Here is a 17037-nt window from a genome sequence, read left to right as displayed (position 1 = left end):
TCCCGCGACGGCACATCGCCGCGGGACAGGCACGTCCCAAAATGAACGGCCGGTTGGAGCCTCGCGACGGCGGCACGCCGCCGATTTTCTGCCATCCATGCACTTAACTGCTTTCGGCTGTTTCTGCTGCGAAACCTTGCGCGCGTGATACTGCAATTCGCGGTCCACCGCGCCGATGGCGGCTGGCGCGGACGATGCCGTAGTTAACGCACATGCCCATTAACCCGATCGTAAGCACCGTGACGGGTGAAGCGTCGCGGCATCGGATTTGCTCTACGGCTACACGAGATTTTTCCTGTAAATTTAAGTCGAACAAGCGCGGTCAGAAAAAAAATATGAACAAGCCAGCCACGATCGATTTCGCGACAGCCACGGCGGTCCAGATTCCCGCGGCCATCGCCCACACTCAGGCGCTGCACGATCTCGTCCCCGGTGAAGCCCGCGACAGTCTGCTCGCCGTCCACGACGTACTGCGCCGCGAACTGCCGCAGGGCCAGCTCGCCACCTATGAAGCCGGAGGCGGCTCGTGCAGCGTACTGCCACCGGAATTGCTGAGTCGAAGCAAGGTCACCGTCGTCGACATCGACGAGGACCAGGTTCGCAACAACAGCTACGCGGACGAAGCGATCCTCGGCGACGTCCAGACCTACCGCTTCGGGCGCGAGACCTTCGATCTGGTGATCTGCTACAACGTGATCGAACATCTTCCCAACGTCGACGCCGCACTCCTGAATTTCCGCGATGCGCTCAAGCGCGGCGGGATGATCCTGATCGGCGCGCCAAATCCGCGCTCGTTGTCCGGGGTCGTCACCAAATACTCGCCGCACTGGTTCCACGTCTGGTTCTACCGGCACATTCGAGGCATCAAGAACGCCGGCTTGCCGGGCGAGCCGCCGTTCCCGACCTTCTTCCATCCCCTGGTGTCGCTGCCGAGGCTCGAAGTGTTCGCCGCCGCCAATGGCCTCGAGATGATCTACCGCCGTGAGGTCGAGAGCCCGCGCTATCCCGAGATGCGCCGGCGCAAGCCGCTGTTCGCAGCCCTGGTCGACGCCGGCGCCGCCGTGCTCAACGCCGTGCTCCCGCGCGGGACCGACGTCCGCCGCGGCGATTATCACGTCATCATGCGGAAAAGCTGACAGCCATGGTGCGCGTACGGCCGATCGCAAGACCAGCGAAGCCTCGCGGCCACGACGCACGCGGTAACGAACCGTTAAGCTCTGAAGGACCTCACCGCACGCGCCACGGCGATGCGTCGAAGAGTGGCATGCGCTTAAACGCTTTGTTTGCCATTTCGGTGAATAGTCCCTCAATGAGTATGGTTAATTTTCCCTGTTGCGTTGAGTGGGCACCTATATCCGAGGTGCGTGGCCTAGAGCGAAGAGTACCCCTCAGCACGCGGCACTTGGAATGAAAGCTGGGGATCATGCTTGACTATAACCAGCCGATAGACCGGGTCAGACCGGAGGCCCCGCAGCAGCGGCCTCAGGCCGGCTTCAACGTGCTGGAGCTCGTCAATCTGCTCTGGCGGCGGAAGATCGCGATTGCCGTTGCCGCGCTGCTCGGTGCGACGCTTGCCGTCACCGTGGGCAAGAGCCTGACGCCCCGCTACACCGCCACCGCCCAGCTCTATGTCGACCCGCGCGAGCTTCAGCTCGTCGATCGCGAGCTAACGCCCCGCGCGCAGGACGTATCCGGCATGTCGATGGTGGTCGAGAGCCAGGCGCGCCTGATCACCTCCAACAGCGTGCTGCTGCAGGTGATCCAGCAGGCTGATCTGGACAAGGATCCCGAATTCGGCGGCGGGGCCGACGGCAAAGGCGTGATGTCGTCGCTGCTCGGCCTGATCGGCCTTCAGCCCCACGCGCCCTCCGCCGCTGAGAAGAGGGAAGTGCAGCTCGCCGCCCTCGAGGCGCTGAACCGGCACATCACGATCCGCAAGACCGAGAAGAGCTTCATCGTCGACATCGAGGTCTGGTCGACCGATCCCGCGAAAGCGGCGATGCTCGCCAACACGCTGACCAGCGCCTACCTCGCGGAATCCCGCAACTCGCAGGCTTCGGCCGCGCGGCGCGCCACCAACGATCTCTCCGGCCGCCTGAAGGAGCTGCGCGAGCGGCTGCGCAGCGCCGAGACCGTGCTCGCGACCTACAAGGCTCAAAACAACTTCGTCGGTACCCAGGATGCGCTGATCAGCGACCAGCAGCTTTCCGCCAGCAACCAGCGGCTTTCCGCCGCCCGCGCCGCGACGATGGACGCGCAGGCGCGCCTCGACCAGATCGAGGCGAGCCGACGCACGACGGCAGATGCAGGCGCGAACTCCGAGGCGCTGCAATCTCCGACCATCGCGAACCTGCGCGCGCAATATGCCGACGCGCGCAAGAAATATGCGGAGCAGGCCGGCGAACTCGGCCCGCGTCATCCGGCGCTGCGCCAGACCGAGAAGCAGGTCGAGGATCTCAAGCGCACCATCAACGAAGAAATCGACCGCTTCGCCCAGTCCGCCAAGAACGATTTGACGCGCGCCCGCGACTTCGAAGCCTCGCTCAGCCGGGCACTGGAGGCGCAGAAGCGGCAGAGCGTCCAGCTCAGCCAGGCCGCCGTGCGCTTGCGCGAGCTCGAACGCGAAGCCGATGCCAGCCGTGACGTCTATCAATCCTTCCTCAAGCGCTCGCGCGAGACCGAGGAACAGGAGACGCTGAACACCTCGGCGGCCCGAATCATCGGCGAAGCGACGGTGCCGCAGCGGCGCTCGTTCCCGCCGGCGATGAGCCTGTTCGCCATGATCGGTTTCATCTTCGGCGCAATCGCTGCATCGAGCTGGTTCGTCGCGGCCGAACTGCTGTTCGCCAGTGCCTTCGCGCCGGCACCGGCGCCGGCCCGTCCCAATCGCACTCCGTTGCCGCAAGCTCCGCGAACTCCAGCGCCTTCGCGGGCGCCGGAGACTGTCCGGCCCCAGCCGGTCCCGCGCGCTCCGGAAGTCGCGGAGGCGCTACCGGAACTCGCCGCCCCGCCGCTGCAACCTTCGATGATCGAGAAGCCCCTGATCGAAAAGCCGCTGATCGCGCGCCTCCAGGAGGCCGACGTCATCCACACGCTCGGCGCCATTCTCGCCACCGGCGGGGGCATCGACCTCACCCGGCTGGGCTGGCCGACGCTGCGCCCCGGCTTTCCACTGACGACGCTGCTCAACGCCTGGCGCGACATGCGCGCTACGGCGGCCCGGCGCGCCGGCGGCAAGACAATGCCTGTTATCGCGCTCGTCGGTGCCAGCGAGACCACCGGGCGCAGCGTGACCGCGCTGAATTTCGCGCTCGCGGCCGCGCGCGACGGCGCCCGGGTGCTGATGATCGATGCCGACCATCAGGCGCATTCGCTCTCGAACAAGGTCAACCGTCCCGGCAAGAGCGAGCCGAGCAAGGTCGGATGGCTTTCGATCGGCAGCAAGGCCGCGCGCGAGATCAAGACCCTCAACGGCATCTCGGTGTTGCCGGCCGCCGAACGCGACGCAGGCAAAGCCGCCGACGCCATCCGCAAGGCCATCGAGCAGGCGCGCTCCGCCGGCGGCTATGACCTCGTCGTCCTCGACGGCCCCGCGGCGCCACTCACGGCCGGCAGCCGTAAGCTGCTCGATGATGCCGACGCGCTGGTGGCGGTGCTGCCGACCAGCCTCGACATCAACGACGGCCTGGAAGAGATATTGAGCACGCTCGGCCGTGCCGAGCGCAAGCTCATCGGCGTCGTGCTCGACGAACTCACCCCTATGGCCCAAGCTCGCCAACGAGGCAAACAGTATGCTTGAGCGCCGCATCAATCTCGATGGCCGGGCCGCAACCGCCGACGTACCGCGGATCACCATCGGCGGCCTTCGCATGGCCGCACTCGACCTGGAAGCGACCGCAGATTTCATGATCGAGGCGACCGATCCGCGCCATCGCATCGGCCGTCCGCTGCACCTGACCTCGGCCAATGGCGAGGTGCTGGCGCGGTGCTCGACTGAACCGGAGACCGAGCGCCTGTTCCGAGGCGCGGACCTCATCAACGCCGATGGCCAGCCGCTGGTCGCAGCGTCCAGGCTGCAATCCTGGTTTCCGCTGCCCGAGCGCGTCGCCACGACGGACCTGTTTCACGTCGTCGCGCGCAAGGCTGAAGCGGTCGGCCGCACGTTCTATATGTTCGGCGCCAGCGAGGACGAGAACGCCGCCGCGGTCGAGAACGTCCGGAAGATGTATCCAAACCTCAAGATCGTCGGCCACAGCCACGGTTATCTCCGTGGCGATGCGCTGCGTGCTAAGGTCGACGAGATCAACGCGCTAGCGCCGGATTATCTCTGGGTTGCGCTGGGCGTGCCAAACGAGCAGGCGTTCGTCGAGGAATTCACCCCGCATCTCACCAATGTCGGCGTCATCAAGACATCCGGCGGCTTGTTCAACTTCTTGTCGGGTAGCCGCTCGCGCGCGCCGCGATGGATGCAGAAGATCGGGCTGGAATGGGCCTGGCGCACCTTGCTCGAGCCCCGCCGCCTGTTCTGGCGCTATTTGACCACCAACCCTCGCGCCATCTATCTGCTGTTCAGCCGCAATCGGCCCTTCAATCGCTGAGTAGACAACGACATAGCCGCCGACGGTTACCAGCCCCGCCTGCGCTATTTCAATGCCAGCGCCGCCGGTATTGCGCCTTGCGGGCCGGGCTCATAAGCGGCTAAAGAGACTGTCACAGTCGGCGTCGGCAACTTTCCCGGCCGCCGCATGTTTTTTTATGGCCGCCGACACAAGCGGCGCAATGGGCTCAGCCGATAGCGCGAGCCAGCTTTTCTCAGCGAAGGCCACGATCGAGTCCGCGCATCGGCCTGCTTTCAGGCGCGACCCAAGGGAGCACGGAACGAATGCATCAGGCCGCAAGCCTGCAATTCGAGCGCATGATGGACGAGCTCGTCCTCTGGCATGCCGTGCCGGAGGACGAACGATCGCCGGCGCCGGCCTGGTGGTGGGGTCCGGCAATGGCGGTGTTCGACACGCATGAGCCGATGCGCCAGGCCTGGTGTCGTGAGCTCGGCCTTGGCGAGGGCTCGAGCTTCGCCGAAGGAGCGCATGTCCTTATCACGCTCTTCGCCGAACAAACCTCGCTTCCCTGGCCGGATCATTTTCCACGCAAGGCAGAGATCAGGGGCGAGGACATCCGCGAGCTGCACCCGCAGCCCTCAGACGACAGCGCTTTTCAAGCGTAGCGCCGCGGCCTCGGTGGCGACATGGTCCGGCTCCGGCTGGAGCGGCGGCGCGACCGGCACCTCCATCGGCCGCAGCAGCTCGGCCATCTCCCGCGCCGGCACGGGCTTGGAGATCAGGAAGCCCTGCATCTCGTCGCAGCCATGGGCGCGCAGGAACGCCTCCTGTTCGGCGTTCTCGACGCCTTCCGCCACCACGGTCATGCCGAGCGCCTTGCCCATGCTGATGATCGCCTGCGCGATCGCCTGATCCTCCGCGTCCTGTGGCAAGTCGCGCACGAAGGAGCGGTCGATCTTGATGGTGTCGATCGGGAAATGCTTCATCAGCGACATCGACGAATAGCCCGTCCCGAAATCGTCAATCGCCAAGCGAATGCCGCGGCTCTGGATGGCGTCGAGCACCTTGAGCGCGCGCCCGACGTTGCGCATCATCATGCTCTCAGTGACCTCCAACTGGAGCAGCACGGGTGACATGCCGCTGGCGGCCAGCGCCTCATCGACGTCCTGCAACAGATGCTCGTCGACAAACTGTCGCGGTGACAGGTTGACCGCCATCGACACCGGCAACAGGCCGCGGCGCTGCCAGGCCATGGCCTGCGCGCAGGCCTCCTTCACCACCCAGCGGCCGATCGGCACGATCAATCCGGTCTCTTCCGCAAGCGGAATGAACTGCGCCGGCGAGATGCTGCCGAGATCGGGGTGCGTCCAGCGCAGCAGGGCTTCCACGCCCGTGATCTGGCCGGTCTCCATGTCCACCTTGGGCTGGTAGTTCAAAGTGAATTGATCGCGCTCCAGCGCCCGGCGCAGCGCGCTCTCCAGCGACAGCCGCTCGATCGACTGCGTCTTCACTTCTTTGGAGAAGAAGCGGTAGCCGTTCTTGCCGTCCTCCTTGGCGAGATACATCGCCATATCGGCGTTCTTGGTCAGCGTCTGTGCGTCGGAGCCGTTGGTTGGATACATCGCGATGCCGATCGAGGCCGTGGTGTGGCACTCATGCCCCGCTAGCTCCATGGGTTCGGCAAGCGCCGTCAACAGCTCGTTCGCGATGCGCTGCACGTTATCGATCTCGCCACATTGATCGAGGATCACAACGAACTCGTCTCCGCCGAGCCGCGCCACCACGTCGCTTGCGCGCAGCGCACCACGCAGCCGGTTGGCCACTTCGAGCAGGAGCAGATCGCCAGCCTCGTGGCCCAGCGAATCGTTGATGACCTTGAAACGGTCGAGGTCGATGAACAGCACCGCAAAGCGGTGATCGTGGCGCTGCGCTTCGTCGATCGCCTCATGCAGCAGCGCGTTGAAGGTCTCGCGGTTCGGCAGGTCGGTCAGGCTGTCGTGCGAAGCGAGGTATTCGATCCGCTCGTCGGCCTCGTTTTTCTCGTCGGCCCGGTCGAAATTCTCCATCGCGAAGGAGACGTTGTCGGCGAGGCGCTGCAACAGCTCAACGAACTCGGCCGTGAAGGTGCCCGGCTCAGTGGACATATAGATCATGACGCCGACGGCCTGATCGTGCGCGACGAGCGGAAAAGCCGCGCCCGACCGCGCGCCGTCGTTGCGGACAATGGCATGGAAGGCGCGAACGCGATCGTCGTTGAGATAGTCGTTGCTGATGCAGGGCTGGCGGGTGCGGAACGCCGTGCCGCTCATTCCGCGCCCCTCGGGACGGTCGGGGTCGATTGACAGGCGGACATTGCGCGTGGTGTCAGACGATGGTCCGGCGCTCGACACGATCTCCAGCTGGTCGCTGTCGGCCCTCGACAGTGCAATAGTGGTCGATGTGAATTTTGCGCCATTCGAGGCGGCAAGGCAGACGAGGTCGAACAGTTCGGCGCGCGACTTCGCCCGCATGATCGCTTCGTTGGTGGCGCTCAGAGACGCAAACATGCGCGTCAGGCGTTCCTTCTGCGCCTCGGTACGGGCCTTCTCCTCGGCACGATCGAAATTGTCGAGGGCGAAAGAGACGTTTTCAGCCAGGCGTCCGAGCAGTTCGACCAGATCGGGTGTGAACGTATTCTCTTCAGGTGCGAGGAAAAGCAGGATGCCAATCGGCTCCTGGCCGGCCCGCAGCAGTGGGAAGCTGGCAGCAGCACGGGTTCCATCCTCGATCGCCTTGGAATGCCAGTGCATCGATCGCGGATCGTTCTGATAGTCGTTAATGACACTGGCCCGGTGGGTCCGCAGCGACATCCCTATGATTCCCTGGCCCTCAGGATGGTCGGCGGAAACACCGCAGGTGCGTCCCACCATTCGTTCCTGAAGGCGTCCCTTCACGGCGACCACCCGGACGAGTTCACGTTTGTCGTCCATAATGGCGATTGTCGCAGAGGCGAACACGCCGCCGAGCACCGCGGCTTGGCACGCGACCTCGAACAGCTCCTCGCGCGTCTTGGCGCGCATGATGGCTTCGTTGGTCGCGCTCAGCGCCTCGAACATGCCACTCAGGCGGTCACGCTGCTTGTCGGCCCGCGCTTTTTCGTCGGCCCGATCGAAGTTCTCCAGCGCAAAGGCGACGTTGGCTTGGAGCTTGCGCAGCAGCTCGACGAACTCGTCCGTGAAAGTGCCGAGCTCGCGCGAGTTGAACAGGAATACCCCTTCGACCCTGTCGCCGTTGAACAGCGGCAGCGCGGTTGACGACGCAATGCCATTGCGACGCGCGCTCGCGTGCCAAGGCTCGAGGCGCGCGTCTGCCAGGATGTCGTTGCTGATGCAGGCCTGCCGCGTCCGGAACGCAGTGCCGGTCAGCCCACGTCCCTCCGGCACCTTGTCGCTGACCGGCAATCTGAAGGTTCGTACCTCAGCGGCGTTCGGACCAAAAGATGCGACAACGCGAAGCAGTCCCGCGTCGCCGTCGAGCAACGCGATCGAGGTCGAGGCGAACTTCGCGCCCTGCACCGTGGCTTCGCAAACCAGATCAAACAGTTCGCTGCGGGACCTTGCCCGCAGAATGGCCTCGTTCGTCGCGCTTAGCGCCGCGTACATGCGCGCCAGCCGTTCCTCCTCCAGGGCGATCTGAGCCTTCTCCTTGTCGCGGTCAAAGTTCTCGAGCGCAAAGCATACGGCTTCGGTCATGCGCAGCAACAGTGCGACGATGCCTTCGTCTTTCGCCCAGGCTTTGCTCACGAAGAAAAACAGCACGCCGATGCTGGTGCCACGCTTGATCAAGGGAGCAGCCACGCAGGCGACAGCGCCGGCATTGACGTTGGCCTGCTCCCAGGTCGTCCCCTTGGTACGATTGAGGAGGTCGTCCTCGACGATCGTTTTCTGGGTCCGGAACACCTCACCGGAGATGCCCTTGCCGTAGGGACTCTCCGGATCGATCGAGTAGCGCGACTGTCTGATCAGATCCAGATTATGTCCGGTCGCTGCCACCGGCGTCAGCCATTCGGAATCCGGCTCGTGCAGCAGAACGAAAGTGCCAAGCGATTTGCCGCTATACACAGCGGCGTCGCAGACCCGCTGATATAAGTCTTGCTCAGTGCTGGCGTGCAGGATTGCTTCATTCGTCGCAGTGAGGGCGCCGAACATGCGGTTGAGCCGCCGCACTGCCCGCTCACCATCCAGGCGCGCTGTCTCGCGCGCGAAATTCTCCAGCGCATGTGAGATATTGCTCGACATCCGCTCGAACAGCGAGACCATCGCCTCGTCGAGCGTGCCTGCCCCCGAGCGCGTCACATACAACACCCCGATACTGCGACCGCCGCAGATCAGGGGAAGCGCCGCGGCTGCGCCGACGCCCGCCCCGGCCGCGCCCTCGCGCCACGCGAGCGAGCGAGGATCGTTCAGGTAATCGTTGCTGATGCAGATCCCCTGGCTACGAAAGGCTTCGCCGCCGACGCCCGATCCCTCCGGCGTGCCGGCCACCGTGGTGATCTTGATCGCACGCAGCCGCGAAACGTCGTCACCGCAGCCGGCCGCAAACCGCAGCCGCGGGCCATCCGGCTCCGCCAGGAAGACGGCGACGGCCATGAAGTCCCCACTCGAAAAGCCGGCGTCGCAGACCTTCTGGTACAGCTCGTCCGGCGATTTCGCGTAAAGGATGGCTTCGTTGATGTCGCTCAACGCTGCAAGTGTGCGCGCGAGGGTCCCCTGCACGATCTCAACTCCCCGGCATTTCTGCCATTTTATCCCGGGTAGCTTATGAGCCGATCGCCTAAGTGGGGGTTATTGGTTCCCGCAAACCGTCGATCAAAGTGAACGAGCTGCAAACAACCGGCGCGAAATCCCGCTGTACGGGATGGCGGTTTTGACCACAGACGCGTTCTGTTTACGAATTTGCAGCCCTGTATTGGTTTACGGGAGATTGATATCGCAGCCGCGCTTTGAGACCATGGCTCCCAACAAGCAGCCTGTTAAGGGCACCAGCCGGGGAAACGCCATGCCGATCGTCCAGGCCGACCGCCTCACGCGCATCAGCGCCGCGCTGCTTCGTGCTGCCGGAGCTTCCGAGGAAGAGGCCGACGCGGTCGCAAGCGGCTGCGTCAACGCCAATCTCGCCGGCCACGACTCCCACGGCGTGATCGCCGTTCCCACCTATATCGACCGCATCAGGGCCGGCCACATCGTACCCGGCGCCAAATGGAGCATCGTCCGGGAATCGCCGACGACCACCGTGATCGACGGTCAGTGGGGTTTTGGCTTCCACGTCAACGCCAAGGCGATGGCACTGACGATCGAGAAAGCGAAGACGGCGAATGTCGCCGCCTGCACCGTGTTCCGGCAAAGCCATGTCGGCCGCCTCGCCGCCTATCCGCTGATGGCGATGCGCGAAGGCATGATCGGGATCGCAACGGCGGATTCTGGCCGCTCGCCGAAGCACGTGGCGCCGTTCGGCGGCAAGGAGGCACGGCTCGGCACCAATCCGATCTCGATAGCGGTGCCGTCCGATCTCGATGCGCCCTTCTACCTGGACATGGCGACCTCTGCGGTCGCGGCCGGCAAGATCCAGCTCGCGGTCGCCCGCGACGAGGAGATTCCGAGGGGATGGATCATCGATGCCGAAGGACGACACACCACCGATCCGACCCAATACCGCAAGGGCGGCGCGCTGCTGCCGCTAGGCGGAACCGAGGGTTACAAGGGCAGCGGTCTCGCCGCTATGGTCGAGGTCCTGTGCGGCCTGCTCACCGGCCTCGGTTTCGGCGTCGAGCCCACGGGCCGGCACAATGACGGCTGTTTCATGGCCGTGTTCAACGTCGCCGCGTTTCGCCCGCTGCAGGACTTCAAGCGCGAGGTCGCCGAGTTCGCACGCTATCTCAAATCGACCCCGCCCTCCGAGGGCAGCAATGGCGTGTTCTATCCCGGCGAGATCGAGGGCGTGCGCGAGCAGCAGCGCCTGCGCGACGGCATCGAGATCGAGGATGCGACCTGGGAAAGGCTGCGCGCGCTGGCGCGCGAGTACAGGCTCGATACGGTCCTCGACCTCGCCTGACGCAATTCGGAGAACAGCAGCATGACGCGGCAGATGATACTGGTCGGCTTCCTTCAGGCCCAGAACTGCACGAATTTACCGAGCTCGTGGCGACATCCGGACTCGCGCGACGATTCGATGTCGGCGGATTATTATCAGGAGATCGCCAAAATCCTCGAAGCCGGCAAGTTCCATATGGCCTTCTTCGACGACCGGCTCGCGATGCCGGACCGCTACGGCAACGATCACGCCCATACCGTCGAATACGGCATCCGTTGCGTGAAGATGGACCCGCTGATCGTGCTGACCACGATGGGCATGGTTACAGAGAAGCTCGGGTTGGGGGCGACCGGCTCGACGACTTATTTCGAACCTTTCGACATCGCCCGCCGCTTCGCAACGCTCGACCTAATGTCCGGCGGACGCGCCGGGTGGAACGTCGTCACCTCGCTCAACGACGGCGAGGCACACAACATGGGGCGCGACTCTCATCCCGAACATGATTCCCGCTACGACAAGGCCGACGAATTCATGGAGATCGTGCTCGGCCATTGGGACACCTGGGAAGACGGCGCGCTCATCATGGACAAGACCAGCGGCCGCTTCGCCGATCCGGCCAAAGTAAAGCGGCTCGATCACAAGGGCTCATTCTACAAGTCGCGCGGTCCCTTCACGGTGCCGCGCTCCGACCAGGGCCATCCCGTGATCATCCAGGCCGGCGCGTCCGGCCGCGGCCAGCGCTTTGCAGGACGATGGGGCGAGGTGATCTTCACCGCTGCACGCCATCTCGCCGCCGCCAAGGAAGGCTATGCGTCGGTGCGTAACGAGGCCGCGAAAGCCGGCCGCGATCCGGAGGCGATGTTCCTCTGCAACCTGACGACACCCGTGTGCGCAGCGACCAAAGCCGAGGCCGAAGACAAGATGGCGCTGATCAACAAGCTGCCGCTGCAGATCGATGCGCTGTCGCTGCTGGCCGAAGCGCTCAACTACGACTTCGCTTCCAAGGATCTCGACGAGCCGCTGACGACGGAAGAGTTGAAGAGCATGCAGGGCATTCTGGGCATCCGGGACGGCGTGCTCAAGAACTCCGGCAAGAGCAATCCGAGCACGCGCGACTTCGTCACCTTTTCCGGCCGCGGTCAGGTCCAGGATGCGATGGTCGGGGGCCCCAAGGAGATCGCGGACAAGCTCGAAGAAATGTTCGTCGAGCGCGGCTGCGACGGCTTTGTCATCGCCGCGACCTATGTGCCCGGCTCCTATGCCGATTTCGTGCAACATATCGTCCCGGAATTGCAGCGCCGCGGATTGTTTCAGAAGGAATATCGCGGCAAGACGCTGCGGGAAAATCTCGGGCTCAAGCGGCCGGCTGCCGGCGACTGGAAAGTGCACCCGTACGATACCGCGGAATAACAACGGAGACACGGCATGCGCTGGCTGAAATTCACCGCCGCGGACAAGACGTCCTGGGGAATCGTCGAGGGCGACCAGGTTATTGCGGTCGACGGCGATCCCTTCGGCGAATGGCAACGCACCTCGCGCACGCATCCGCTGTCGCAGGTTAGAATCGAGCTGCCGCTGATTCCGCGCACCTTCTACTGCGTCGGTCTGAACTATCTGAAGCACCTGAAGGAGGCCGCCGACAAGCGGGGCGAGGTGCCGGCAGTGCCGGACAGACCCGAGATCGGTTATCGCGCCCAGAATGCGCTGATCGCACATGACGAGGAGGTCATGATCCCGTCCTTTGCGACGGACAAGATCCACTACGAAGGTGAACTCGTCGTCGTCATCGGCAAGAAGGTCAAGCATCTCACCAAACAGAAAGCCATGGATTGCGTCTTCGGCTACACCATCGGCAACGACGTCAGCGAGCGGAGCTGGCAGAAGGCCGACCGCAGCCTGTGGCGCTCGAAGAACGCCGACACGTTCAAGCCGATGGGCCCATGGATCGAGACCGAGGCCGATCTCGCCAAAATGCAGACGATCGTCCGGGTCAACGGCAAGGAGACCAACCGCTTTCACACCAACGACATGATCTTCGGCGTGGTGCCGTTCCTGGTCGAGCTGACCAAATACTTTACGTTATGGCCCGGCGACGTGATCTGGATGGGAACGGATGGTGCCTCGCCTGACATCAAGCACGGCGATGTCGTGGAGATCGACATCACCGGCATCGGGACGCTGCGGAACAGGTTCGTGCGCGAGGAGCGGTAACAGAGATGTCGTAGGGTGGGCAAAGGCGCGCTTGCGCCGTGCCCACCAGCTTTCCGCGACCGCAAACGAAGTGGTGGGCACGCTTCGCTTGCCCACCCTACGGAAGCCAGCGCCTCTCAAAACGGCAGCGCCACGCCGGTCTTGATCTCCTTCAGCACGACATTGCTTCTCACATAGCGAATGCCGGGAATGCGGAACATGAAGTGGTCGAGGAATCTGTTGTAGGCCGCCAGGTCCTGCACGACGACGCGCAAATGGTAATCGGCATCTCCTGTCGTCGCAAAGCACTCCAGCACCTCACGTCGCGTAGTCACCCGCGCGACGAACTCGTCGACGAATTTTGCGTCGTGCCGTTCCAGCGAGACGTGGAGGATCGCGGACATCGCAAAGCCGGCCTGCTCGCGCGCGACCAGGGCTGCGTAGCCCTGGATGGCACCGCTCTCCTCCAGCGCTCGCACCCGGCGCCAGCACGCCGAGGTCGACATGCCGACCGCGTCGGCGAGCTGCTGGTTGGTGGCGCGGCCGTCCTTTTGAAGGTAGGCGAGGATCCGCGCGTCCTGATCTTCGATCATGAAAATCACCGAAATGGATTAATTTACCTCGCTGTAGATCATATTGGATAACTCTACCATAATAAGCGCACCATCCGGAAAGAAAGGTAAGACCTACCACTTGCCCAGGCTTACCCTTCTCCCATCCGGCAAGGATGCCGTGGGGAGGTCCGCATGGACACCATTCCGTCTCTCGATCCTTACGAGCTTTCCGACCGCTACGATCGCGAAGAAGGTCGCGTCTTCCTCACCGGCACGCAGGCCATCGTCCGCATCGCGCTCGACCAGGTGCGGCGCGACCGTGCCGCGGGGCTGAACACGGCGGGCTTCATCTCAGGCTATCGCGGCTCGCCGCTCGGCGGGATCGACCTCGAACTGTGGCGCATCCAGGAGCGACTGAAGCGGGACCGCATCGAATTCCTCCCCGCAGTGAACGAAGATCTTGCCGCGACTGCGGTGCTCGGCTCACAACAGGTCGAGACGCAAGCCGACCGCGAGGTCGATGGCGTGTTCGGTCTCTGGTATGGCAAGGGTCCCGGCGTCGATCGCTCCGGCGATGCGCTGAAACACGGCAATGCCTACGGCTCGTCACCGCATGGCGGCGTTCTGGTGGTCGCTGGCGACGACCATGGCTGCGTCTCGTCCTCGATGCCGCACCAGTCCGACGTCGCTTTCATGAGCTGGTTCATGCCGACGCTCCACCCCGCAAGCGTCAGCGAATATCTCGAATTCGGTGAATATGGCTACGCGCTGAGCCGCTTCACCGGCATGTGGGTCGGCTTCAAGGCGATCTCGGAGATCGTGGAATCCGGCGCCTCCGTCGCGCTGCGCCCGCTACGCGCCTTCCATACGCCGGACTTCACGCCGCCACCCGGCGGCCTGCACTATCGCTGGCCCGATCTGCCGGGGCCGCAGATCGAGGAGCGGCTGGAGGCGAAGAAGCATGCGGTCTACGCCTTCGCAAAGGCCAATCCGATCGACCGTCACATCTACGACATCCCGGACGCCACCTACGGCATCGTCACCACGGGCAAAGCGCATCTCGATCTGATGGAAGCGCTGCGGCTGATGGGTCTCGACGAAGCAGCCTGCCGCAGCATCGGCATCGACATCTACAAGGTCGGCATGGTCTGGCCGCTGGCGCTGCACGACGCAATGGCGTTCGTGAAGGGCAAGCGCGAGATCCTCGTAGTCGAGGAGAAGCGCGGCATCATCGAAAGCCAGTTCAAGGAATATTTTTACGATTTTCCGGGCGAAAAACCCGAGCGCATGGTGGGCAAGCACGACGAGACCGGCGCGCGGCTGATCTCCTGGATCGGCGAATTGTCACCGCGCGCGCTCGCTGGGGTGCTCGCACGCCGACTCGATCCGATGTTCCCAAGCCTCAATCTCGGCGCACGCGCAGCCGGCTTGATGCCTGAGGCCGCGCGCACGATCAACGTCAGCGGTGCGACGCGCACGCCGTATTTCTGCTCCGGATGCCCGCACAACATTTCGACCAAAGTGCCGGAGGGGTCGAAGGCGCTGGCCGGCATCGGCTGTCATTTCATGGCGAGCTGGATGGACCGCGAGACCTCGTCGCTGATCCAGATGGGCGGTGAAGGCGTGAACTGGGCCGCCTCGTCACGCTTCACCGGCAACAAGCACGTTTTCCAGAATCTCGGCGAAGGCACCTATTACCATTCGGGTTCGATGGCGATCCGGCAGTCGATCGCGGCCAAAGCCAACATCACCTATAAGATCCTGTTCAACGATGCCGTCGCGATGACCGGCGGCCAACCCGTCGACGGCCCGATCAGTGTCCACGCCATCGCGCACAGCGTCCGCGCCGAGGGCGTCGCGCGCATCGCGCTGGTGTCGGACGATCCAGCGCAATTTTCGCCAGGCGATCTTCCGGTCGGCGTGTCCATCCATCGGCGCGAAGAGATGGACAGTGCGCAGCGCGAGCTGCGCGATATCCCCGGCGTCTCGGTGCTGATCTATCAGCAGACCTGTGCGACAGAGAAACGGCGTCGCCGTAAGCGTGGACAGATGGCTGACCCCAAACGCTTCGCCTATATCAACGATCTCGTCTGCGAGGGCTGCGGCGACTGCTCGGTCGAATCCAACTGCCTCAGCGTCGAGCCCAAGGAGACACCCTTCGGCCGGAAGCGGCGGATCAACCTCTCATCCTGCAACAAGGACTTCTCCTGCCTCAACGGGTTCTGCCCGAGCTTCGTCACCGTTGAAGGCGCGACGCGCCGGAAGAAGGGCGCAAGCCGGATTGACGCGGTCGGCCACGCGGCCACGCTTCCCCTGCCCGCGCCCGCAACGCTCGACCGGCCATATGACCTGCTCGTCACCGGCGTCGGCGGCACCGGCGTGATCACTGTCGGCGCGCTGATCGGCATGGCGGCGCATCTCGAGCGAAACGGCGTCTCGGTGCTGGATTTTACCGGCTTTGCGCAGAAATTCGGGCCGGTGCTGAGCTACATCCGGCTGGCCGCATCCCCCGATGCATTACACCAGGTCCGGGTCGACCAGGGTGCGGCCGATGCGCTTATCGGTTGCGACCTCGTCGTCAGCTCCTCGCCGAAGGCGTCCGGCACCTATCGAAAAGGCACGCGCGCCGCGGTCAACACCGCCGAGATGCCGACCGGCGACGTCGTCCGTTTCCGCGACGCCGACCTCGCCTCACCCGCCCGCCTGCGCGCGATCGGCCAGGTGATCGGCGACGGCAATCTCGACACCATCAACGCCAACGCGCTGGCCGAGCGCCTGCTCGGCGATGCCGTCTATGCCAACATCGTCATGCTGGGTTTTGCCTGGCAGCGCGGGCTGTTGCCGATCTCGCTGTCGGCGCTGTTGCGCGCGATCGAGCTCAACGGAGTCGCGGTCGAAAGCAACAAGCAAGCCTTTGCCTGGGGCCGGGTCGCGGCCGCCGATCCGGACTTCTTGCCCAAGGTGCATGAAGCGCCCAAGGCCGAGACGCTCGACCAACTGATTGACCGCCGCGCCGACTTCCTCACGGCCTATCAGAACGATGCCTATGCAGCGCGCTATCGAGCACTCATTGCAAATGTTCGGCATGCCGAAGCCAACCTGAATAGCGAGGCATTGACCGAGGCGGTCGCACGCGCCCTGTTCAAGCTGATGGCCTACAAGGACGAGTACGAGGTGGCGCGGCTGCACATGCAGAGTGGTTTCCTCGACGAATTGAAAGGCGAATTCGAAGGCGAATTCAGCGTCCGATATCACCTCGCCCCACCGTTCCTGCCCTCAAGGCGCGACGACCGCGGTCGTCCGCGCAAACGCAGCTTTGGGCAGTGGATCCAGATGCCGCTGGCCATGCTGGCGCGATTGAAGGGATTGCGCGGCACGCCGTTCGATCCGTTCGGCTACACGGCGGAACGGCGCGCCGAGCGGGAACTGATCACCTGGTACGATGGCGTCATCGAGCGGCTGCTCGGCGGGCTCGACGCGGCGCATCTGCCAAGTCTGGTCGCCATTGCAAAAACGCCGACGGAGATCCGCGGCTACGGGCCGGTTAAGGACGCCGCGATCGGGAAGGTGAAGGCCGAGGTCGAACGGCTGTTCGCCGAGCTCGACGCCCCATCACCTGCAAAGATGCAAGCCTACGGTTGACGGAGCGCCGACGAGGCTTCAGC

The 17037-nt window shown here is 64.0% G+C and carries 10 protein-coding genes; 8 read left to right on the top strand and 2 right to left on the bottom strand.

Features of this window, described 5'->3' with window-relative positions:
* The first annotated feature begins 335 nt into the window (after nt 1–335).
* From AC0L27_RS09660 to AC0L27_RS09645, 4 genes are all read left to right on the top strand, one after another.
* Complete coding sequence (locus AC0L27_RS09660) at nt 336–1136, top strand: class I SAM-dependent methyltransferase (RefSeq protein WP_354208280.1); 801 nt, start codon at nt 336–338, stop codon at nt 1134–1136.
* A gap of 287 nt (nt 1137–1423) precedes the next feature.
* Nucleotides 1424–3799, top strand: a complete 2376-nt coding sequence (locus AC0L27_RS09655; RefSeq protein WP_354208281.1) for an exopolysaccharide transport family protein — start codon at nt 1424–1426, stop codon at nt 3797–3799.
* The gene (locus AC0L27_RS09650; RefSeq protein WP_354208282.1) at nt 3792–4598 is read left to right on the top strand and encodes a WecB/TagA/CpsF family glycosyltransferase; all 807 of its coding nucleotides are present in this window, start codon (nt 3792–3794) and stop codon (nt 4596–4598) included. Before AC0L27_RS09655 ends, AC0L27_RS09650 begins: the two co-directional genes overlap by 8 nt.
* A 284-nt stretch (nt 4599–4882) precedes the next feature.
* Nucleotides 4883–5224 (top strand): hypothetical protein, encoded by a 342-nt coding sequence (locus tag AC0L27_RS09645; RefSeq protein ID WP_354208283.1) that lies wholly within the window; start codon nt 4883–4885, stop codon nt 5222–5224.
* On the opposite strand, the gene AC0L27_RS09640 is transcribed toward AC0L27_RS09645, so the two are convergent.
* Complete coding sequence (locus tag AC0L27_RS09640) at nt 5198–9313, bottom strand: bifunctional diguanylate cyclase/phosphodiesterase (protein ID WP_354208284.1); 4116 nt, start codon at nt 9311–9313, stop codon at nt 5198–5200. The genes AC0L27_RS09645 and AC0L27_RS09640 overlap by 27 nt on opposite strands.
* Before the next feature lie 283 nt (nt 9314–9596).
* Here AC0L27_RS09640 and AC0L27_RS09635 point away from each other — a divergent pair, with 283 nt between their 5' ends.
* From AC0L27_RS09635 to AC0L27_RS09625, 3 genes are read left to right on the top strand one after another with little or no spacing between them, the layout of a single operon-like run.
* Entirely contained in the window at nt 9597–10649 is a 1053-nt protein-coding gene (locus AC0L27_RS09635; protein ID WP_354208285.1) for an Ldh family oxidoreductase, read from the top strand.
* Nucleotides 10650–10670: 21 nt separating this feature from the next.
* Nucleotides 10671–12038 (top strand): LLM class flavin-dependent oxidoreductase, encoded by a 1368-nt coding sequence (locus AC0L27_RS09630; RefSeq protein ID WP_354208286.1) that lies wholly within the window; start codon nt 10671–10673, stop codon nt 12036–12038.
* Between the two features lie 15 nt (nt 12039–12053).
* A complete protein-coding gene (locus tag AC0L27_RS09625) occupies nt 12054–12839 on the top strand; it encodes a fumarylacetoacetate hydrolase family protein (protein WP_354208287.1) in 786 nt (261 codons plus the stop codon).
* A gap of 116 nt (nt 12840–12955) precedes the next feature.
* Here the strand turns inward: AC0L27_RS09625 and AC0L27_RS09620 are convergent, their stop codons facing one another.
* Entirely contained in the window at nt 12956–13411 is a 456-nt protein-coding gene (locus AC0L27_RS09620) for an Lrp/AsnC family transcriptional regulator (RefSeq protein WP_354208288.1), read from the bottom strand.
* Nucleotides 13412–13564: 153 nt separating this feature from the next.
* On the opposite strand from AC0L27_RS09620, the gene AC0L27_RS09615 reads away from it, so the two are divergent.
* Nucleotides 13565–17014, top strand: a complete 3450-nt coding sequence (locus AC0L27_RS09615; RefSeq protein ID WP_473318792.1) for an indolepyruvate ferredoxin oxidoreductase family protein — start codon at nt 13565–13567, stop codon at nt 17012–17014.
* Nucleotides 17015–17037 lie beyond the last annotated feature (23 nt).

It is taken from the genome of Bradyrhizobium sp. Ken51 (assembly GCF_055807435.1).
This window is presented reverse-complemented; position numbering and strand designations above follow the sequence as displayed.

Bases quoted from the DNA above. Each gene is read 5' to 3' on its own strand.
- AC0L27_RS09660 (WP_354208280.1), top strand. From the start codon at position 336: ATGAACAAGCCAGCCACGATCGATTTCGCGACAGCCACGGCGGTCCAG.
- AC0L27_RS09655 (WP_354208281.1), top strand. From the start codon at position 1,424: ATGCTTGACTATAACCAGCCGATAGACCGGGTCAGACCGGAGGCCCCG.
- AC0L27_RS09650 (WP_354208282.1), top strand. From the start codon at position 3,792: ATGCTTGAGCGCCGCATCAATCTCGATGGCCGGGCCGCAACCGCCGAC.
- AC0L27_RS09645 (WP_354208283.1), top strand. From the start codon at position 4,883: ATGCATCAGGCCGCAAGCCTGCAATTCGAGCGCATGATGGACGAGCTC.
- AC0L27_RS09635 (WP_354208285.1), top strand. From the start codon at position 9,597: ATGCCGATCGTCCAGGCCGACCGCCTCACGCGCATCAGCGCCGCGCTG.
- AC0L27_RS09630 (WP_354208286.1), top strand. From the start codon at position 10,671: ATGACGCGGCAGATGATACTGGTCGGCTTCCTTCAGGCCCAGAACTGC.
- AC0L27_RS09625 (WP_354208287.1), top strand. From the start codon at position 12,054: ATGCGCTGGCTGAAATTCACCGCCGCGGACAAGACGTCCTGGGGAATC.
- AC0L27_RS09620 (WP_354208288.1), bottom strand. From the start codon at position 13,411: ATGATCGAAGATCAGGACGCGCGGATCCTCGCCTACCTTCAAAAGGAC.
- AC0L27_RS09615 (WP_473318792.1), top strand. From the start codon at position 13,565: ATGGACACCATTCCGTCTCTCGATCCTTACGAGCTTTCCGACCGCTAC.